This is a genomic window from Halobellus rufus (assembly GCF_000739575.1).
In the GTDB taxonomy this organism is placed as follows: Archaea; Halobacteriota; Halobacteria; order Halobacteriales; family Haloferacaceae; genus Haloquadratum; species Haloquadratum rufum.
On the sequence record NZ_BBJO01000005.1, the window covers coordinates 81,462 to 100,101 of the forward strand.

At 69.6% G+C, this 18,640-nt stretch carries 14 protein-coding genes, 1 tRNA gene, 1 other RNA gene and 3 pseudogenes; 9 read left to right on the forward strand and 10 right to left on the reverse strand.

Annotation, left to right across the window (positions count from 1 at the left end):
- The first annotated feature begins 173 nt into the window (after positions 1–173).
- Positions 174–1,451 (forward strand): MBL fold metallo-hydrolase, encoded by a 1,278-nt coding sequence (locus ACP99_RS03680; protein ID WP_049985308.1) that lies wholly within the window; start codon positions 174–176, stop codon positions 1,449–1,451.
- 36 nt (positions 1,452–1,487) lie between these two features.
- Here ACP99_RS03680 and ACP99_RS03685 read toward each other — a convergent pair whose 3' ends face one another.
- From ACP99_RS03685 to rnpB, 3 genes are all read right to left on the reverse strand, one after another.
- Positions 1,488–1,820: a hypothetical protein gene (locus ACP99_RS03685; protein WP_049985309.1), complete on the reverse strand. Its 333-nt coding sequence runs from the start codon at positions 1,818–1,820 to the stop codon at positions 1,488–1,490.
- A gap of 68 nt (positions 1,821–1,888) precedes the next feature.
- On the reverse strand, positions 1,889–2,995 hold the full coding sequence (locus ACP99_RS03690) for a matrixin family metalloprotease (RefSeq protein WP_049985310.1): 1,107 nt from the start codon (positions 2,993–2,995) through the stop codon (positions 1,889–1,891).
- A 107-nt stretch (positions 2,996–3,102) separates the two neighbouring features.
- Positions 3,103–3,541, reverse strand: an RNA gene (rnpB, locus tag ACP99_RS03930) — RNase P RNA component.
- 229 nt (positions 3,542–3,770) lie between these two features.
- On the opposite strand from rnpB, the gene ACP99_RS03695 reads away from it, so the two are divergent.
- Positions 3,771–4,376: a TIGR00296 family protein gene (locus ACP99_RS03695; protein ID WP_049985311.1), complete on the forward strand. Its 606-nt coding sequence runs from the start codon at positions 3,771–3,773 to the stop codon at positions 4,374–4,376.
- A 19-nt stretch (positions 4,377–4,395) separates the two neighbouring features.
- On the opposite strand, the gene ACP99_RS03700 is transcribed toward ACP99_RS03695, so the two are convergent.
- Complete coding sequence (locus ACP99_RS03700; protein WP_049985312.1) at positions 4,396–5,565, reverse strand: nicotinate phosphoribosyltransferase; 1,170 nt, start codon at positions 5,563–5,565, stop codon at positions 4,396–4,398.
- A gap of 117 nt (positions 5,566–5,682) precedes the next feature.
- Entirely contained in the window at positions 5,683–7,131 is a 1,449-nt protein-coding gene (locus ACP99_RS03705; RefSeq protein WP_049985313.1) for an Hvo_1808 family surface protein, read from the reverse strand.
- A 165-nt stretch (positions 7,132–7,296) separates the two neighbouring features.
- Here ACP99_RS03705 and ACP99_RS03710 point away from each other — a divergent pair, with 165 nt between their 5' ends.
- Positions 7,297–7,878 carry a cysteine hydrolase family protein gene (locus tag ACP99_RS03710; protein ID WP_049985314.1) on the forward strand — a complete coding sequence of 194 codons (582 nt, stop codon included), beginning with the start codon at positions 7,297–7,299 and terminating at the stop codon, positions 7,876–7,878.
- 24 nt (positions 7,879–7,902) lie between these two features.
- Here the strand turns inward: ACP99_RS03710 and ACP99_RS03715 are convergent, their stop codons facing one another.
- The gene (locus ACP99_RS03715; RefSeq protein ID WP_049985315.1) at positions 7,903–8,424 is read right to left on the reverse strand and encodes a PaaI family thioesterase; all 522 of its coding nucleotides are present in this window, start codon (positions 8,422–8,424) and stop codon (positions 7,903–7,905) included.
- A gap of 78 nt (positions 8,425–8,502) precedes the next feature.
- Positions 8,503–9,404: pseudogene (locus tag ACP99_RS03720) on the reverse strand (hypothetical protein).
- Positions 9,405–9,551: 147 nt separating this feature from the next.
- On the opposite strand from ACP99_RS03720, the gene ACP99_RS03725 reads away from it, so the two are divergent.
- Together ACP99_RS03725 and ACP99_RS03730 are read left to right on the forward strand one after the other, a co-directional pair.
- Positions 9,552–10,289 carry a lipoate--protein ligase family protein gene (locus ACP99_RS03725; RefSeq protein ID WP_231554204.1) on the forward strand — a complete coding sequence of 246 codons (738 nt, stop codon included), beginning with the start codon at positions 9,552–9,554 and terminating at the stop codon, positions 10,287–10,289.
- A gap of 44 nt (positions 10,290–10,333) precedes the next feature.
- Positions 10,334–11,628, forward strand: a pseudogene (locus tag ACP99_RS03730) (dihydroorotase).
- Positions 11,629–11,852: 224 nt separating this feature from the next.
- Here the strand turns inward: ACP99_RS03730 and ACP99_RS03735 are convergent.
- Both ACP99_RS03735 and glpK read right to left on the reverse strand, forming a co-directional pair.
- Entirely contained in the window at positions 11,853–12,623 is a 771-nt protein-coding gene (locus ACP99_RS03735; protein WP_049985316.1) for a carbon-nitrogen family hydrolase, read from the reverse strand.
- Positions 12,624–12,625: 2 nt separating this feature from the next.
- Positions 12,626–14,161: a glycerol kinase GlpK gene (gene glpK / locus ACP99_RS03740; protein WP_049985317.1), complete on the reverse strand. Its 1,536-nt coding sequence runs from the start codon at positions 14,159–14,161 to the stop codon at positions 12,626–12,628.
- A 216-nt stretch (positions 14,162–14,377) separates the two neighbouring features.
- On the opposite strand from glpK, the gene ACP99_RS03745 reads away from it, so the two are divergent.
- Positions 14,378–15,808: an FAD-dependent oxidoreductase gene (locus ACP99_RS03745; protein ID WP_049985318.1), complete on the forward strand. Its 1,431-nt coding sequence runs from the start codon at positions 14,378–14,380 to the stop codon at positions 15,806–15,808.
- A gap of 346 nt (positions 15,809–16,154) precedes the next feature.
- Here ACP99_RS03745 and ACP99_RS03750 read toward each other — a convergent pair.
- Positions 16,155–16,228: transfer RNA gene (locus ACP99_RS03750), tRNA-Lys, on the reverse strand.
- Between the two features lie 178 nt (positions 16,229–16,406).
- Here ACP99_RS03750 and ACP99_RS03755 point away from each other — a divergent pair.
- The 3 genes and pseudogenes from ACP99_RS03755 (at position 16,407) to ACP99_RS21495 (ending at position 18,603) form a co-directional block, all read left to right on the forward strand.
- Complete coding sequence (locus ACP99_RS03755) at positions 16,407–16,862, forward strand: hypothetical protein (protein ID WP_049985319.1); 456 nt, start codon at positions 16,407–16,409, stop codon at positions 16,860–16,862.
- Positions 16,859–17,878, forward strand: a pseudogene (locus tag ACP99_RS21490) (PAS domain-containing protein); the annotation flags it as partial. The gene ACP99_RS03755 and the pseudogene ACP99_RS21490, both read left to right, overlap by 4 nt.
- 395 nt (positions 17,879–18,273) lie before the next feature.
- A complete protein-coding gene (locus ACP99_RS21495) occupies positions 18,274–18,603 on the forward strand; it encodes an ATP-binding protein (protein ID WP_394324855.1) in 330 nt (109 codons plus the stop codon).
- Positions 18,604–18,640 lie beyond the last annotated feature (37 nt).

The following is an 18,640-nucleotide window of genomic DNA, read 5'->3' on the forward strand; positions in this document are numbered from 1 at the left end:
TGTGAGATCGGTTAAGCGTTGGCGTGGCGACTGGCGGTTGACGCCATCCAGTCGGGACGTTTGGGTGTTTAGGCAGGTGTACCGGCCTTCCAGTGCCGTTCGGAGTGGGTTTCGGATACAGGCTCGATCCCCGATCGACGGCGTCAAACCGCCCGGGCCAGTTTCTTCTCGCAATGGAGCTCCGGTTTCTGGGCGGCGCACGCGAGGTCGGGCGGAGCGCGATCCTCGTCAACGACTCGCTGCTGCTCGACTACGGGATGCTCGCGGGCACGCCGCCGCAATTTCCCGTCGACGCACCGGAACCCGACGCGGTCGTCGTGAGTCACGGCCACCTCGATCACGCCGGGTTGATTCCCTCGCTGCTCTCGGGCACCAACCGACCGACGATCCACTGGACGCCGCCGACGCGCGAACTCGCGCTGACGCTCGCGCGCGACACGCTCAAACTGCACGGCGGGACGTTCCGCTGCCCGTTCACCGAGACCGACGTCCAGCGCGTCACGCAGGTCTCCGAGACCCACGGCTACGGCGAGACGTTCGAGGCGGCGGGCCACGAGGTCACGTTCTACAACGCGGGGCACATCCCCGGGAGCGCGCACGTGCTCGTCGACGAGGCGGGACGGAGTCCCGCCGGCAGCCGGACGCGGTCCGGCGACGACGGCGACGCGCGACTCCTCTACACCGGCGACTTCCACACCGACGACCAGCGGCTGGTCGCCGGCACGACCGCGCGCCCCGACGCCGACGTCGTCGTCTGCGAGAGCACGTACGCAGACGTCGAACACGACCCGCGCGCGGACGTCGAGTCGCGATTCGTCGAGAGCGTCGAGACGACGCTGTGGGAGGGCGGATCCGTGATCGTCCCGGCGTTCGCCATCGGCCGCACGCAGGAGTTACTGCTGGTCTGCGAGGCCAACGACATCCCGTGTTACGTCGACGGGATGGGCAAGTCGGTCACGAAGATGCTCGGCCGACACCCGGAGTTCGTCCGCGACGCCGACGCGCTCCGCCGGGCGAAGTCGCACGCGCGGTTCGTCACCGGTCGCAACGGCCAGCGCGAGCGCATCGTCGACCAGCAGGCGGCCATCGTCACCACCAGCGGGATGCTCTCGGGCGGGCCGGCGATGACGTACGTCCCGAAGGTCCGTGCGAACCCGACGAACAAGATCACGCTGACCGGGTACCAGGTCGAGGGGACGCCCGGTCGGGACCTCGTCGAGACAGGCAGCGCCGAGATCGACGGGCGGACGATGACCGTGAGCGCGCGCGTCGAACAGTACGACTTCTCGGCACACGCCGACCGCTCCGGCCTCCGCGCGTTCCTCGACGACTACCGGGACGCGGAGATACTGATCAACCACGGCGACCGCTGTGCGGACTTCGCGGCGGAGTTAGAAGCGGCGGGGTTCAGCGCGGACGCGCCGGCGGTCGGTGAGACGCGCTCTTTGTGAGTCGGTTCCGTCGACCGGGCCCCAGCGACCGCCGGGTCACTCCTCGGTCGGAACCGCGCGGACCTCGAACTCGCGGTAGCCGCCGTAGGCGGTCTCCAGCGCGCCGAGCCACCAGTTCCAGCGGTCGGCGACGCTCGAATCGTCGGGCGCGTCTCCGAGGTTGTCGACGATCTCCGCGACCGTCAGCGGTTCGCCGCGGTCCTCGGCGACGATCCCGGCGTCGGCCAGATCGCGGGCCTGTCTGGCGACGACGCGGAACTCCGCGGTTTCGCCCTCGAACGCGGCTTCGAGCGCCTCGGCCAGTTCCTCGGCGGTGAAGCCCGCCGTCTTCAGCGGGAGGTCGCCGCCGGCGTTGCTGTGCTCCGTCATACCTGCAACTACGTTCTCCACCGAAAAGAATCCGCCGCTCGCCCCGGTCGGTTGAGCCGCCGTCGAGACTACTCCCACCACTCGCTGCGGCGCTCCTCGTAGGAAGCGTCGCGGAACGGTGACGGCTTGTCGGCGTCGTCCTCGGCTCCGAGCCCGTACGCGAGCCAGTAGCCGACGTGCCAGCCGACGGCGTCGGTGTCGAGGTCGACGAGCGAGATCCGCATCGACGTGTACGTCTCGATCGCGCCGTCGCCGTCGGGGTCTTCGCCGGCCGTCGCCCCGCAGGACGCCGCCCGGTCGCCGCACGGCGACGACTCGACGGGGCGAATCACGATGTCGGCATCGTCGGGGTCCTCGACCGTCGTGAACGAGAGGTTCGAGGGCATCCCCTCCGGGGCGTCTTCGCCGTCGGGCCCGTCCTCGTAGTACTCCAGGGCGTGCCGGACCTGCGTTCGCATCCCGTCGGGGTCGCTCGCGTTCTCGTCGTCGACGTAGACGGTGAAGTCGGCGTCTCTCCACGGGAAATCGCGTTCTGTCGCGTCCGTCTGTGGCTCGGTGTACAGCACGGTCTGGCTGGTCATTATCTCCGCTGGCTCGTCGTCGTGCGTGAGTCCGAGCGTGTGGCCGAACTCGTGTTCGAGCACGCGGACGGTCGAGTTGTCCGAGAACCCCGTTCGAACGTAGACGGTCTCCGGGCGGTCGATCTGTCGGGAGTCCTCGATCAGCGGCGCACAGCCCGCCGCGTCGGTCGAGTCGTCGCACTCGGGGACCTCGTCGACGAATTCGACGACGACGTCCGGGTCCGACGCGTCCGGTCGGACCTCGTAGTCGACGGGGAAGCCGGCGAAGCGATCGGCGTTGGTTTCCCAGTAGGCGGTCGCCTCCGCGACGAGCGGCGTCCACTCCCGGTCGGTCCCCGCCGTGTCGCAGACGGCGACGACCACCGGCTCAGTGCCCCACGGGTTCGATCCGTCGGGAATCGCCGTCGGCGTCGCGCTGGGCCGATCGGACGTCGAGTCCGCCGTTTCTGTAGCCTGTCCGACAGGTAACGTCGACGTCCCCTCGTCGCCGCCGATTCCTGTCGACGGGAGATCCACCGCCGAACCCGCACAACCGGCGATCGCGATCAGAAGCGCCAGCGAGACGACGACGAGTCCGCGCGACCGCTTCGGCATATACTGTCGGAAGGGAGCTCTCCGACAAGAATGTTCGCTACTGACCGGTTCGTGTCTTCTGATTGTCACTAACTCTCCTGACGAAGCCGTCGCTGGCGAACGTGAGCGGCTGAGAGGAGTAAGCCCCCTTCTGTTCGGCTCGGCATTCGGCTGAGCGGCCGCGCCCTGTCCGGACTACCTTTGCGGCGCGGACTTGCACCGGTGAGGATTCGCCGTTCCATCCGTTCTCGGCCGTTCGCGGCCGCGCTGCGACCGCGCTGTTCGCGGCTGACGCCGCTCACTTTCGGCGATCACGTCGTGATCGCGCTTCCCTCGACGGGTCAACTCCCTCCCCTTACGGGTCGGTTCGCGCGCCCGCGGGTCGCCCCGCGGACGCCGGCGGCGGGAATCCGCCGCTCGCGTCTCATCGGTCGGGCCGAGGGGTCTCGTTTCTGTTCCAGAGCCAGTCGTCTCCGACTCCGGGCTTGCGCCCGGTCACCTGTCCGGACGGTGGGGGGACTTTCCTCATCAGCCTGACGGACCGACGGGAGCCGAGCTCTCTCTGCCACTTACCCGGAGGGGAGAGCGTCCAATAAGCCGTTCGGTCGAACCGCTATCGGATCGCTTGCCGAGCGACGGGATCGCGCAGCGATCGTACATCTATCCTGAATATTTTGGTACATTCCGGCGGCGAACGCGCGTCCGACCGCCGATCCGCTCCAAATGCGGGCCTCGGGGCGTTTAGCCGCCGGAAAGAAGGGAAGCGTTCAAGTCGGACGGGTTCCTGTACGGACATATGTCCGAGGCGCAGACCGTTCGTCTCACCTACGAGGATGGGGCGAGGGCGGTCGAGCTAGCGCGTGAATCGGTCGAATCGTACGTTTTACACGGACAACGCGAGCAGCCGGGGAGCATGCGTGATGCCTTCTACGCACGGACCGGCGCGTTCGTCCGGATCCGATCGACGCGCGGACGCGGTCGACTGCGCGGGTGCGCCGGCGCGTATCGCGGGAACGATCAACTCGGCCACGCCATCGTCGACGCGGCGATCCAGGCCGCATCGGAGAACTCCTGTGGCTCCGAAATCGAGCAACCCGAACTGTCCAACCTCACGATTTCCGTCTGTGTCGTCTGCGATTACACCCAGACGGACCGCCCGCTCGACGACATCGAACTGGGCACGCACGGCGTCGTCGTCGACAAGGACGACAGCCACGGGTGGCTCTATCCGACGATCCCGGTCGAGAACGGCTGGAACGAGGAGCAGTTCCTCACGCACGCCTGCCGGAAGGCGGGGCTCTCGCCGCTGGCGTGGCAGGACGAGGACACGACGGTCACGCTGTTCGACGGGCAGGTATTCCGCGAGCGCGCCGACGGCGGCAGCGTCGAAGAGTTGAACTGACCGACCGCGCTGCGTCCGACTACTCGCTTCTCGCGTCGTCGGCCCCGTACGCACACAGCTCCGCGTCCCGAGCGGCCCGTTCGGCGGCCGCGTCGATTCCGAGATCGACGTCGCCGACGACCTCCCCGTCGCGGATGAGCGGTTCGAGCAGCGCCTCGCCGTCGTCCGGGGCCGACTCTGCGCGCCGCTTCACGTGATGGCCGCCGTCGGGGGTCCGATAGACGGCCTTCGCACCGGTGAGCTTTCCGCGCTTCGCGGCCGGTTCTCCGTCGAGTTCGACGATGTCGAGGGCGAAGTCGACGGGGTCGGCGTTGGAGACGTAGCCCCCGACGCCGAAGCCGTCGGCGACGTCTTCGAGCTTGCGGAGGTCAGACGGCCCGAGCCCGCCGGAGACGAAGATGTCGACGTCCTCGTGGCCGTAGGCGTCGAGCGTCCAGCGCACTTCCTCGATGATGTGCCGGAAGTCGCCGCGCCGTGATCCGGTCGTGTCGAGCCGCACGCTGTCGAGGCGGTCGCCGAGCGCCTCGGCGGCCCGCAGCGCCTCGTCGGTCTCGTCGGAGTAGGTGTCACACAGCGCCACGCGCGGGACGTCCTCGTCGACGGCGTCGTCGAAGGCCTGCCACGCCCGCTCCTGGTTGCCGCGACCGAAGCAGATGAGCAGCGCGTGCGGCATCGTCCCGCCCGCCTCCCGGCCGATCACCTCGCCGGCGGCGACGTGCGAGAAGCCGTCGAGTCCCGCGACGAGCGCGCTCCGCTCGACCATCGCCGCGATCGAGGGGTGGACGTGTCTCGCGCCGAACGAGAGGACCGTCGAGTCGGGGGCCGCCCGGCGCACGTCGAGCGCCGCGGTCGCGACGCCCGAGGCGTGCGAGAGAAATCCGAGCAGCGACGTCTCGAAACGCGCGAACTCGAGGTACTCGCCCTCGATCCGCATCACTGGACCGCCGTCGAACAGCCGCCCCGGGGGGACGACGTCGACGTCGACGTCTCTGCCTTCCAAGAGCGCGGCGGCGTCTTTGACGCCCGCCAGCAGTTCGTAGTCGCCGTCGGGGAACTGATCGGCGGTCACCTCCGCGACGACGCGGGGGTTCCGCCCCGCGTGACGGAGCGTCGTCTCCGTCCGATCGAAGTACGCGTCGGTCGCCGACCCCGCTTTGATGGCGTCGGGACCGACGATGTCGAACTCCATACGCGGCGTTCGCGCGGCGCGTTGAAAAACGCACTCGTTCGCTCCGGGGTTCCGAAGGGGATTCCTCTTCAGTCTCCGGCGGACCCGGTCGTGTCGCTGCCGACTCCCGTCCGCAGTTCAGGACCGTCGCGGCCGGATGTCGTCGAGGTCCTCGACGGTCGGCCCGTTCACGATCGTCACGCGCGTTCCCGAGCGAGTGACGCGGAACGCGTCGGCGAACTGCCCGTCGGGCACGACGTAGGTGTTCGTCGCGCGCTCCTCGGCGTCGTGGGCGTCGAGGATCGCCCGGTAGGCGCGCTGGAACTCGCGGGCGTCGCGCTCGGTGTCCCACTCGGTCGCCCAGACGTAGCCGTACTCGGTCCCCGAGTCGGTCGCCTGCTTGTACGGGAACAAACGGTCGTTCGCCCACCCGGCGGACGGCTCGGCGTCGTAGTTGTAGGTGTCGTAGCGGTTCTCGACGTCGCCGATGGTGCGCGGGTCGATCGTCTCCGCGCCGCTCTGGCGGGCCTGGTACCAGAACATCACGTACATCGACGCCTCGCCCACGGTGTCGGAGCCGTCCTCGCCCTGGTCGGGGAACGTCTCCCAGCCGTTCCGCGCTCGGTCGCGGTACTCGATGGGGACGGGTTCCTCGTCCGTGCGGTGGATGATCTGCTCGGAGGAGGTCGGCGGCGTCTCGAAGCGCTCGTCGATCGCGCTCCACCCCTCGCGCTCGACGAGGTCGTGGACGTACACCGGGCCGTCGGAGTACGGCTGGAAGATCGTCAGGAAGATGCCGAGGTTCGGCTGCCCCCCGCCACCGCCGCCGCTCCCGCCGCTCGACGGCGTTCCGACGCACTCCCACGACTCGCCGCAGCGCTGGCTGTAGCGCTGTTCGACGTACTTCGCGTCGCCCTCGACGAGCCCGTCCGCCGCGAGCTGTTCGTCCTGCGTCTGCCCGCCGTACTTCGCCTTCGTCAGGTCGTACTCCTGGTCCTGTAGCGCGTGGACGAGTTCGTGGACGAGCGTCGCGTTGTTGATCGTCGGCGACTCGGGGGAGTCGGTGATGATCTTGATCTCGTCGTCCGACGGCGAGTAGAACCCGGCGACGGCGGCGCTTCGGGTCTCGCCGATCGCCTCGCCGCTGCTCTCGGACTCGCCGGTCACGAACAGCGCCTCCCACACCTGATCGTTCCAGCGCTCGTATTCGTTGGCCTCACCGTCGCTCGACCCGCCGGACGAGCGGTTTCGGTACTCCTCCCGGGAGATCACGTTCACGGGGACCTGCGAGTCGAACTCCTCGCCGCGGATGTACTCGACTCTGGCCATCGACCGCGCGACGTAGGCCTCCAGTTCCGCGTCGGAGAGTCCGTCGGACTGGTCGACGTCGATCGACTCGTTGTGCCAGTAGCCGTTCTCCCAGCCGAGGACGTCGCGGTCGGGATCGTCGAAGTCGGCGTTCGGCGACGCCGCGGCGTCGCCGCCGGCGGGTGCGACGGGGTCCGATTCCATCACCGGGGCGCTGCACCCCGCGAGGACGAGCAACAGGGCGAGGGCTGCGGCCAGAACGCCGCGGTTCTTCGTCATTGCCGGCGAAAAGGACCACGCAGGGAAGTACCTTTCCGCAGCGATTCGGTCACCGTTCGCGTCGCTCCCGGCTCGCACCTCGTCGCCCGCCGCTCGTCTCCTGACTTCACCTCGCCGCACGCCGTCGACCGAACGCCTTTCTCTCCCGCAGCGCTACGGTACCGTATGCCGATCGAACCGTTCGATCCCGACCGCACAGCCGTCATCGTCGTCGATATGCAGAACGGCTTCTGTCACCCCGACGGGAGCCTCCACGCTCCCGCGAGCGAGGCTGTCGTCGACGACGTGGTCGACCTCGTCGCCGACGCCCGCGACGCCGGCGCGCGGATCGTGTACACCCGCGACGTCCACCCGCCCGAGCAGTTCGAGGACGCGCACTACTACGACGAGTTCGACCGCTGGGGCGAACACGTCGCCGAGAACTCCTGGGAGGCCGAACTGGTCGAGGAACTCGACGTCCACGAGGAGGATCACGTCGTCGAAAAGCACACCTACGACGCCTTCTACCAGACGGAACTCGACGGGTGGCTGTCGGCGCGCGGCGTCGACGACCTCCTCGTCTGCGGCACGCTCGCGAACGTCTGCGTCCTCCACACCGCGGGCAGCGCCGGACTGCGCGACTACCGCCCGGTACTCGTCGAGGACGCCATCGGAGCCATCGAGGACGACCACAAGGAGTACGCCCTCGATCACGCCGACTGGCTCTTCGGCGAAGTCGGGACTCGGGACGAGGTCGTCTTCGAGTAGCCCGGCGTTTCGAGGGACCGCCGGTCACCCACGAAACAGCCGGTAGGACGCCTGTCCCGTGGCGACGGCCTCGCCCGAGGTCGTCCCCTCCCAGCGGCGCGAGGCGTCGTCGTCGACGTCCTCGGGGATCCGGCTGACGACCGTCACCGTGCTGACGCCGATGGTCCCGCCCGCCCGGACGACCTCCGCGGTCGCGGTCAGGTCCCCCGAGGCGCGCCGGAGGTAGTTGACGTTGAGGTTCACGGTGGCGACGTTGCCGTCGATGGGATCGTCCAGCAACGTCCGCTGGGCGATGCCCCCCGCCGTGTCGATGAGCGTCGCCGCGATGCCGCCGTGGACGGTCGGCGGATTCGTCGTGTTCGTCAGTTTCTCGTCGTACGGAATAGCCATCACCACGCGCCCCGGTTCGAGCGTCTCGACCGTCGTTCCGAGCCACGAGAGGTAGCCGTGCTCGCGTTCGATGTGCGCCTGGACGAACGCCGCCGCGTCGTCGGGAAGTTCCGACAGCCCATCGCCCTCGCCGGTCGCCTCGCCCTCGTCGGTCATACCCACTCAGGGCGGGGCGTGCGTATAGTACCCGACGGTCTCGCCGCGGTGCCGGCGACGCCCGTCTCTTTCCCCGGCCTAGCCGAGCCTGATCGGGTCGTCGCTCTCGCGGACGGACACCTCGACGCGCTCGCCGACCCGGAACGAGCGTTCCGGACAGACGAGTTTGGCCCCGAACTCGGGGTCCAGCGCGGCGAAGAGCGAGAGACCGGTGATTCGGTCGCCGTTCGCGAGCACGTCGATAGCGCGCCACGCGACGTTCCGCCCCGACGCGTCGCCGACGTGGTGGCCGAGGAACGACACCGGTGCGGCCGCGTTCCGCCCCGCGCCGCGCTCGCTCCGCAGCGCACCCCCTCCGGCGTAATGCGCTAGTCCGCCGTCGAGGACGACCCGTTCGCCGTCGCCGAGGACCCCCGAGATCCCGGCGAACCGCTCTCCCGGTGCCGGGTGCGTCGGCGCGTCGAGGAGCGCGTAGGTGTCGCCGGTCTCGACGACCGTGCCGACGCCGTCCCACGCGAGCGGTTCGACGTCGACGTCGGCGACGACTGGGAGCGACCCGCCGGCGCGGTGGAGGTTCTGTCCGGCGCGTCGGAACCCGACGTGGACGTGGTTCGCGACCCACGGCGCGAAGAAGCCCGAGCGGACCATCGGTCCGAGCGAGTCGCCGACGTCGACGGTCTCGCCGGCCTCGACCGTCGGTCGGACGTGGAGGACGCGCGCGACGAGGCCATCAGCGGCGTCGATTTCCTCGCTAACGATCCCGCTCCGCTCGCAGTCGACGTCGACGAGAATCAGGTGCTCCTCGTCGTGCGCGTAGGACTTCGGCGGCGCGCGCACCGTCTGCGTCTCCAACACCTCGCCGCGACGGGGGAGAGTCCCTCGTTCGTCGCCGGATAGAGGTCGATCGCACAGCCCGCGCCGTGTGCGGGATACGGCGAGTTGTAGAGCGAGAACTGCCGGTATCGGCGGAGCGTCGACAGGGGGACGCGGACGCCGCTGTCGGCGGATCGTGGGTCGCCGGTCGTCTCCCGACGCCCCCGATCCGCATCCGGCGTCACGTCGAATCACCGGCCATACCGCCCGGCGGGACCGAGAGCGCTTAGGTGCGTCGGCACCGACTCCCGAGCGTGATCGACCGCCTCGCCTCCGACTGTGAGACCGTCCGAACCGTCCGCGGGCGCGCGCCGTCGCTGGACGCCGATCGGGCGGTCGTCGAGGAGCTCAGCGACGCAGTCGCGACGACTGGGGTGCCCGCGGTCCGCGTCTGGACGCCGCACCGCCAGGTGGCGTTCGGCCGGCGCGACGCGCGTGCCGAGGGGTACGAGCGGGCCCGCCAGCGGGCGGACGCGAACGGCTACCCCGCGATCGAACGCAGCGTCGGGGGCCGTGCGGTCGCGTACACCGGGACGACGGTCGCGTTCGCGGCGGTCGTCCCGACGGCGACGCCGCGGCAGGAGACGACGGCGCGCTACGAGGCAGCGACCACGGGCGTCGTCCGCGCGTTGCGGTCGTTGGGCGTCCCCGCCCGCCGCGGTGAGCCGGACGCGTCGTTCTGTCCCGGCGAGCACTCGGTGCAGGCGCGCGGGAAGATCGCCGGACTCGCCCAACGCATCCAGCGGGAGACGGCGCGCGTCTCGGGCATCGTCGTCGTCGACGGCCACGAGGAACTCGCGACGGTCCTCGACGAGGTCTACGACGCGCTCGGCGTTCCGTTCGCGCCGGAGTCGGTCGGCAGCGTCGCCCGCGGCGGCGGACCCGCTGACTCGGAAGCGGTCGTCGACGCGCTGTTCGACGCATTTTGCGGTGATCTCTCGACAGAGTCGGTCTCGGTGGAGGACGTTCTCGCGGACGATCCCACGCGCTGAACCGTCGGGCTTAGGTCGCCTCCGGGTGAGACGGAGGTATGTCGATGCTCTTTCGCGACGCGCGTCTCGCCGACGGTCGAGTTCGCGACGTCCGAGTCGAATCGGGTCGGATCGCCGCCGTCGATCGCTCACTCGCAGCTGCGGACGACGATCAGATCGTCGAGGCGGACGAACGGCTGCTGCTCCCGGGCGCGATCGACGCCCACGTCCACTTCCGCGAACCCGGCCACGCACACAAGGAGACGTGGGCGACAGGGTCGCGGAGCGCTGCCGCTGGCGGCGTGACGACCGCCGTCGATCAGCCGAACACCACGCCGCCGACGATCTCCGGGGAGGCGTTCGACGAGAAGGCGTCGCTCGCGGCGGGTTCGTGCATCGACTACGGTCTCAACGGCGGCGTCACGCCCGAGTGGGACCCCGACTCGCTGTTCGACCGTCCGCTGTTCGCGCTCGGCGAGGTCTTCCTCGCGGACTCGACCGGCGATATGGGCATCGACGCGGACCTGTTCGCGGACGCGGTCGAGCGGGCGGCCGACGCGGACGTCGTCGTCACTGTCCACGCCGAGGACGCCGACCTGTTCGACGAGTCGGCCCGCGAGCGCGACGCCGGCGGGGTCGGTCGCGACGCCGACGCGACGTCTGGAGTCGGTACCGCCGCGCCGAGGCGGAGGCCGCGGCCGTCGAGCGCGCAGTCGACGTCGGCGCGGCGTCCGGTGCCGACGTCCACATCGCACACACGAGTACGCCCGAGGGCGTCGACGCGGCCGTCGCTGGCGGCGCGACCTGCGAAGCGACCCCGCATCACCTCTTTCTCTCCCGCGAGGACGCGACCGAACTGGGAACGTACGGGCGGATGAACCCGCCGCTCCGGAGCGAGGAGCGACGCGAGAAGCTGTGGCAGCGGCTCGTCGACGGCGGCGTCGACATCGTCGCGACAGACCACGCGCCGCACACCGTCGAGGAGAAGGAGGTCGGTCTGTGGGACGCCCCGAGCGGCGTCCCCGGCGTCGAGACGATGCTGCCGCTGCTGCTGGAGCGGGCGCGGCGGGGAGAGATCTCCTACGAGCGCGTCCGCGACGTCACGTCGACGAACGTCGCGGAGATCTTCGACCTCCCGCAGAAGGGCCGCGTCGCCGAGGGCTACGACGCGGACCTCGTGCTCGTCGATCCGGGGGTCTCACGGGAGATCCGCGGGGAGGATCTCCACTCGAAGTGCGGGTGGACGCCGTTCGAGGGATTCGACGGCGTCTTCCCGGACCTGACGCTGGTCCGGGGAGAGGTCGTCTACGACGGCGACGACGTCGTGGGTGACTCGGACGGACAGAACGTCCGGCGATAGCCGTCGCTGCACGGGTTTGGCGAACAGCCGGCACCCGCGCGGACGACGTGTGAAGAGACGCGTCGCTGCCGCCTCGGTGTCGCCGATTCCCCCGCGTCGGCGTGCCGGACAACCGCTGCCCGACGCGGGACTACACTCAGATCACGGCGACGTTGGTCCCGCGATCTTATATAAACGCTCGCGAGGGTAGCGCCGGCTCCGCCCGGCAGTCCGACACCTCCGGTTCAGAGTCGCCGGTCCGCGAGCGCCGGGAACGACTCGCGCGTGTCTCGAACCTCGTCGAGGCCGACGTCCGCGTGAGCGACGCCCGGACCCCGTCCCGCGTTCGCGCGCTCGACGCCCCACGGGTCGACGACCAGGCTCTCGCCGCCGAGTTCGACGCCCTCGACCGCTCCGGTGAGGTTCGCCGCGACGAGGATCGACTGGTTCTCGACGGCCCGCGTCCGGGCGAACAGGTGCCAGTGGTCGAGTCGCTCGCGGGGCCACGCGGAGGTGACGAGCAGCGTCTCGACCCCCGAATCGACGAGCGAGCGGTAGAGCGTCGGAAACCGGAGGTCGTAGCAGGTCGTCAGTCCGACCGTTCCGAGGTCGGTTTCGACGGCGCAGGGCTCGGTGCCCGGCGAGAGCAGGTTCGACTCCTCGGAGTCGTACCCGAACAGGTGGACCTTCCGGTAGGTCGCGAGCAGGTCGCCGTCCGGGCCGAACAGCAGCGACGTGTTGTACAGGTTCTCGCCGTCGCGTTCGACGAGACTGCCGCCGTGCAGGTGGATCGAGAGGTCGGCCGCGAGCCCCGACAGCCAGTCGGTCGTTGGACCCGGAACCGGTTCCGCGGCGTCCCGGTAGGCGTCGAACGCGAAGTAGCCGACGGGCCACAGTTCGGGGAGGACGAGAAGCTCCGCCCCGTCGGCGGCGGCCGCACGGACTCGCGACTCGACCCGCTCCCTGTTGCCCTCCGGGTCGTTTCGGGCCGGGAGTTGGACGGCGGCGACGCGCATCCTCACTCCTCGTCTCGGGCCCAGTCGAGCGAGCGCTCGACGGCCTCCTGCCAGCGACCGTACCGCGTTTCGACGTCGGCGGCTCGTTCCGGCTCGAACTCGCGGTCGACGCGCCAGTTCTCGCGGAGTTCGTCGAGCGAACCCCAGTAGTCGACGGCGAGCCCGGCGGCGTAGGCCGCGCCGAGCGCGGTCGTCTCGTCGACCTCGGGGCGGACGATGTCGGTGCCGACGACGTCCGCCTGGAGCTGACAGAGGAAGTTGTTCTTCACCGCGCCGCCGTCGACGCGGAGCCCCGACAGTTCGATGCCGCTGTCCTCGGTCATCGCCTCGGCGACGTCGCGCGTCTGGAACGCGATCGACTCCAGCGTCGCGCGGACGATGTGCTCGCGGCGCGTGCCGCGGGTCATCCCGACGATCGTCCCCCGGGCGCGCTGATCCCAGTGCGGCGCGCCGAGGCCCGTAAAGGCGGGCACGAGGTAGACGCCGTCCGTCGAGTCGACCGAGCGGGCGAGCGCCTCGCTCTCGGCGGGGTTGTCGATCAGCGTCAGGTCTTCGAGCCACTCGATGGCCGCGCCGGTGATGAAGATCGACCCCTCCAGCGCGTACTGGGCGGGCTCGCCAGAGCGCTGGAAGCCGACGGTGGTGAGCAGCCCGTTGTCGGAGCTGACGGCGTCCGGTCCGGTGTTCATCAGCATGAACGAGCCCGTCCCGTAGGTGTTCTTCGCGTCCCCGGCGTCGAAACAGGTCTGGCCGAACAGCGCCGCCTGCTGGTCGCCGAGCGCGCCCGCGACGGGGACCGACGCGCCGAGGAACCCCTCGGGGTCGGTCGTGCCGTAGTGGTCGTCGTCCGAGGAGGGGCGGACCTCGGGGAGCATCGCCGCGGGGACGTCGAACTCCGCGAGCAGGTCGTCGTCCCACGCCAGTTCGTGGATGTCGAACAGCATCGTCCGCGAGGCGTTCGTCACGTCGGTGACGTGCTCGCCGGTCAGTTTGTAGATCAGCCACGAGTCGATCGTCCCGAAGCAGAGCTCTCCGGCCTCCGCGCGGTCGCGGACGTCTTCCGGGCGCATCCGCTGGAGCTTGATCGGGTCGGCGTTGTCGAGGAGCCACTCGGCCTTCGTCGCCGAGAAGTACGCGTCGGGTTCGAGGCCGGTTCGCTCGCGCACCCACTCGTCTTTGCCCGCTCGCTCCAGCGCCTCGATCCGGTCCGTCGTCCGGCGGTCCTGCCAGACGATGGCGTTGTACACCGGCGTCCCCGACTCGCGGTCCCAGACGACGGTCGTCTCCCGCTGGTTCGTGATCCCGATCGCGGCCAACTGCGAGGCGTCGATCCCGGCGTCGTCGAGCGCGCGTTCGATGACGGCGGTCGTGTTCTCCCAGATCTCCTCGGGGTCGTGTTCGACCCATCCCGGTTCGGGATAGAGCTGTTCGTGCGTCTCGTAGGCGTTCGCGACGGGTTCGCCGCCGTAGTCGAAGACGATGAACCGCGTTCCGGTCGTTCCCTGGTCGATCGCGCCGATGTACGTGCGTTCTTTCATACTCGTGTGTCTGAAGTGCTCGTGGCCCGTCCGTTCGGTTCGTTTCCGCCGCCCGGAGTCCGTCGGGAAACGACGGCGATCCGGCGGCCTGTTCTGCGAGTTGTCGGTGTAGTTCGGAGGTGGAGGGTGCTAAAACCCCGCGTTCTCAGCGCGGTGGTGCGCGTCTCACGCCGTCCGGCGAAAGCTATCTACCGTCGGCGACTGCAAGGTAGTCGTATGTCCGATCCCTTTGTGGTCGTCGGCGGTGACGCCGCCGGACTCTCGGCGGCGAGCAAGTGCCTGCGAACCGATCCCGACCGCGAGGTCGTCGTCTTCGAGAAGGGCGAGTGGGTCTCGTACGCGCACTGCGGCACGCCGTACTTCGTGAAAGGCGAGGTCGACCGGCTCTCGGACCTGCTGTCGCTGTCGCCGGAGGCGGCGGAAGAGCGCGGCATCGACCTCCGGCGCGGCCACGAGGTCCGCGCGGTCGATACCGACGCGAAGACGGTCACCGTCGCGGCCGACGGCGCGACGTTCGAGCAGCCCTACGGCGACCTGCTCGTCGCGACCGGCGCGCACGCGGTCTCCGAGCCGATCGAGGGCGCGACGCTCGACGGCGTCTTCACCCTCCACGGACTCGACCACGCCGCGGCGATCCGCGCGTACCTCACGCCGCCGGAGGAGTTCGACGTCGACGCCCTCGGCGGCGGCGACGCCCTCGACCCGGCGGTCGTCGAACGCTACGGGGCGATGACCCCGCCCGAGACGGTCGCGGTCGTCGGCGCGGGCTACGTCGGGGTCGAGATGGTCGAGGCGTTCGACGCGTGGGACCTCGACGTCCACCTGTTCCAGCGCTCGGAGCGTCCCGTTCCGGGCTTCGGCGAGGCGGTCGGCGACGCCGTCACCGAGCACCTCCGCGAGTCGGGCGTCACCCTGCATCTCGGCGAGGAAGTGAGCCGCCTCGACGGCGACGGCGGGCACGTCGGTCGGGTCGTCTGCGAGAGCGGCTCCGAACTCGCGGTCGACGCCGCGCTCGTCGGCATCGGCATTGAACCCAACACCGACCTCTTGGACGGAACCCCGGTCGAGATCGGCGACTCGGGGGCCGTCGTCACCGACGCGTACGGCCGGACGTCCGTCGAGAACGTCTACGCCGCGGGCGACGTCGCGGAGATGCCGCATATGGTGACTGAGGACCCCACGTGGGACCCGCTCGGGCTCCCGGCGAACCGCGCCGGCCGGGCCATCGGCGCGACGGTCGGCGGCGACTCCACGCCCGTCGGCTCGGTGGCGGGCACGGCGATGGTGAAGGCGTTCGACCTCGAGTGCGGACGGACCGGCATCCTCGATCACGAGCGCGCCCGCGAGGCCGGCTTCGACCCCGTCTCGGAGACGATCACCGCCGGCTCCCGGTCGGGCTACTACCCCGGCGCGGCCGAGACGACCGTCACGCTCGTCGCCGACCGAGACTCCGGTCTGCTCCTCGGCGGGAGCATCGTCGGCACCGACCGCGCGGCGGTCCGGATCGACACGGTCGCGACGGCGCTCGGCGGCGAGATGACGGTCGCGGAACTCGAACGGCAGGATCTCGGATACGCGCCGCCGTTCAGCCCCGTCTGGGACCCCGTCCTCGTCGCCGCCAAGGTGCTGAACGGGTCGCTCCCGTAACTGGGCGCGTACGACGAGACGGGATTCCTACCGAGGCGAGTGCTGGCGGGCGCTCCGTCGCCCGGCACACGCACGCGAGGGGCGACGAGCGAGCCCCGCGAGCGAGGAGTCGGCTGGGGAGGGTGAGGCGGTGCGGTCGGGTGGGATCGCAAGGGGCCGGTAGGCGGACGAGCGAGGCGACGCCAAGCACCGCAGGAGCGACCGCCGGGAGCGACGAGGCGCGCAGCGAGCCGCAGCCGTCCACCGACCGGGGGCTTGCAGGTGCTTCGCGGTTTTGCGACGTAGCGTTGCCCGATCAATTCATTGAGCGAACTCGCCGCTCGCGACGTTGCTCGCGGCGAGAATACGGGCCGGACGCGATTTGAACGCGCGACCGTCTGGTTAAAAGCCAGACGCTCTGCCGGACTGAGCTACCGGCCCGCACCGACTGCTAACTGTCCGCCGGTGATAAGCGTTTACTCTCGGGTTCACCCGATCGACGCACCGAGGTAGAAGCATCTATACCTTCACCCCTCGACGTGTCTTTCAATCGCGTGGTGGGGATCTACTTCGACTGGCAATTCGTCGAGCGGGTCACGGAGGAACGCACTCGGGACAGATGAGCACTGATACGTCACACTCTTCGACCGTCCTCGTCGTTTCCGACGACGCGCTGGCGTCGTCGATCAGGGCCGTTGCGTCCGGCGCTTCCGAGCCGTTCGCGGTGTACTCGGCGACGACCGGCACCCAACTCCGACACCTCCTCGACAGGAAACAGATCGACTGCGTCGTCTCTCGGACGCCGGTTCCGGACGCGACTTGTCCGGTGATCCTCTATCCGAAGACCCCCGACTCCGACCTCGCCCGGGCCTCGACCGGCGACCGATCGGTCCGGTACCTCCCGCAGTCGATCGACACGGCGGACCACGCACTCCTCGTCGACGCTATCGACACCTGTCTCGACGGCCGCGAATCCCCCAACGAACGCGCGGACCACGAGGTCGAGCGCGACCTCCTCGCTGAGATGTCGAACTCGCAGACGTGGGGGGATGGGAGTTCGACGTCGCCGACGTGAGGCTCACGTGGACCACGGAGACCTACCGGATCCACGGCCTGCCGACGTCGTTCGAGCCGACGGTCGAGGTCGCGATCCAGTTCTACCACCCCGACGACAGACCCGACGTCCGGGCGGACGTCGAATCCGCGCTCGCGGGAGAGAGGTTCGACTCGACGTACCGCCTCTACCGCGCCGACGGCGAGATCCGGTGGGTCCGGTCGATGGGGGTGCCCGTGTACGAGGGGGAGGACGTCGTCGCCGTCCGGGGGGCGTACCAAGACGTCACCGAGCAGAAGGAGCGCGAGGACGCGATCCGGGAGTTCGAGCAGGCCGTCGAGTCCGCGGGGCACGCGATCTTCATCACCGAGCGGAACGGAACGATCACCTACGTCAACCCCGCCTTCGAGGAGGTGACCGGCTACGCGGCCGAGGAGGCGATCGGCCGCGATCCGTCGCTGCTCAAATCCGGCCAGATGGACCAGGAGTACTACCGGCACCTCTGGAGTACGATCCTCTCGGGCGCGGTGTGGTCCGAGCCGATCGTCAACAAGCGCAAATCCGGCGAGCACTACCACGCCTCCGAGACGATCGCGCCGATCGAGGGCGACGACGGGACGGTCCGCGGCTTCGTCGCCATCCAGACCGACGTCACCGAGCAGGTCCACACCAAAGAGAAACTCGAGACGTTCCGCGAGATCGTCCAGCGGCTCGAAGACCCGATCATGCTGCAGGACGAGTCCGGGGCCTTCGAGGTCGTCAACGACGCGGTCGGCGAGTACGCCGGGCTGCCGAAGTCCGACCTGATTGGGCGCGACGAGTTCGCGTTTATGGACGACACCGCCGCGCGGCGCGTCTCGCAGATGAAAGAGCGGGCGGTCGAACGCGAGGAGACGGTCACGTACGAACTCGATCCGACGTTCCCAACGAAAGGCCGCCGCTCGTTCGTCACCACCCGCTATCCCCACTACGACGAGGAGGGCGTCGTCGACGGCACGGTCGCCATCTGCCGCGACGTCACAGAACAGGCCGAGCGGGAGCACCAGCTCCGCGTCCTCGATCGGATCCTCCGGCACAACCTCTACAACAAGATGAACCTGATCCTCGGGCACGCCGAACTCTTGGAGGGACAGGTCGGGGCGGACGCGCGGCGCTCCGTCGAGAAGATCACGGAGACCGGCAACGACCTCGTCGACCTCGCGGACAAGGAGCGTCGGATCGTCGAGCTGCTCACCGACGATTCGGCCCCCGTTAGACTCGACGTCGCGGAACTGCTCGACGACCTGCTCGAATCGCTCCGCGAGTCGCACCCCGACGCCGAAATCGACGTCGACTGTCCGGCGACGGTCGAGGTCGAGGCGATCCCGGAACTCCGCGAGGCGCTCGCGGAAGTGCTCGGGAACGCCGTCGACCACGCCGGTGCGACCCGCGGGTGTCGGTTCGAGTCGTTCGCGCGGACGACACGGTCGTCGTCTCTCTGGCCGACGACGGCCCGGGGATCCCGGAGATGGAGCGGGAGGCCGCGGGCGGCGCGACGGGGATCACCCCGCTGTTTCACGGCTCGGGGCTCGGTCTCCAGTTCGTCTACCACGTCGCGAAGCGCTCTGGCGGGACGGTCCGCTTCGATTCGGCCGACGGTGACGGCGGGGGGCGGGACGAGTTCGACGGCGCACACGGGGAACTCGACGGCGCGCTCGTCGTCCTCACGCTTCCGGCGTGGGACGCGGAGAACCCGTCGGGGGACGGAGAGCGCGAGACGTAGTCGCCGGCGGTGGCGGGGCGGAGTCTCACCCCGTCCC

What these genes read in the sequence shown, in the direction of transcription:
- ACP99_RS03680 (WP_049985308.1), top strand. Translation starts at nt 174, where the DNA reads ATGGAGCTCCGGTTTCTGGGCGGCGCACGCGAGGTCGGGCGGAGCGCG.
- ACP99_RS03695 (WP_049985311.1), top strand. Translation starts at nt 3,771, where the DNA reads ATGTCCGAGGCGCAGACCGTTCGTCTCACCTACGAGGATGGGGCGAGG.
- glpK (WP_049985317.1), bottom strand. Translation starts at nt 14,161, where the DNA reads ATGAAAGAACGCACGTACATCGGCGCGATCGACCAGGGAACGACCGGA.
- ACP99_RS03745 (WP_049985318.1), top strand. Translation starts at nt 14,378, where the DNA reads ATGTCCGATCCCTTTGTGGTCGTCGGCGGTGACGCCGCCGGACTCTCG.
- ACP99_RS03735 (WP_049985316.1), bottom strand. Translation starts at nt 12,623, where the DNA reads ATGCGCGTCGCCGCCGTCCAACTCCCGGCCCGAAACGACCCGGAGGGC.
- ACP99_RS03710 (WP_049985314.1), top strand. Translation starts at nt 7,297, where the DNA reads ATGCCGATCGAACCGTTCGATCCCGACCGCACAGCCGTCATCGTCGTC.
- ACP99_RS03755 (WP_049985319.1), top strand. Translation starts at nt 16,407, where the DNA reads ATGAGCACTGATACGTCACACTCTTCGACCGTCCTCGTCGTTTCCGAC.
- ACP99_RS03705 (WP_049985313.1), bottom strand. Translation starts at nt 7,131, where the DNA reads ATGACGAAGAACCGCGGCGTTCTGGCCGCAGCCCTCGCCCTGTTGCTC.
- ACP99_RS03685 (WP_049985309.1), bottom strand. Translation starts at nt 1,820, where the DNA reads ATGACGGAGCACAGCAACGCCGGCGGCGACCTCCCGCTGAAGACGGCG.
- ACP99_RS03690 (WP_049985310.1), bottom strand. Translation starts at nt 2,995, where the DNA reads ATGCCGAAGCGGTCGCGCGGACTCGTCGTCGTCTCGCTGGCGCTTCTG.
- ACP99_RS03700 (WP_049985312.1), bottom strand. Translation starts at nt 5,565, where the DNA reads ATGGAGTTCGACATCGTCGGTCCCGACGCCATCAAAGCGGGGTCGGCG.
- ACP99_RS03715 (WP_049985315.1), bottom strand. Translation starts at nt 8,424, where the DNA reads ATGACCGACGAGGGCGAGGCGACCGGCGAGGGCGATGGGCTGTCGGAA.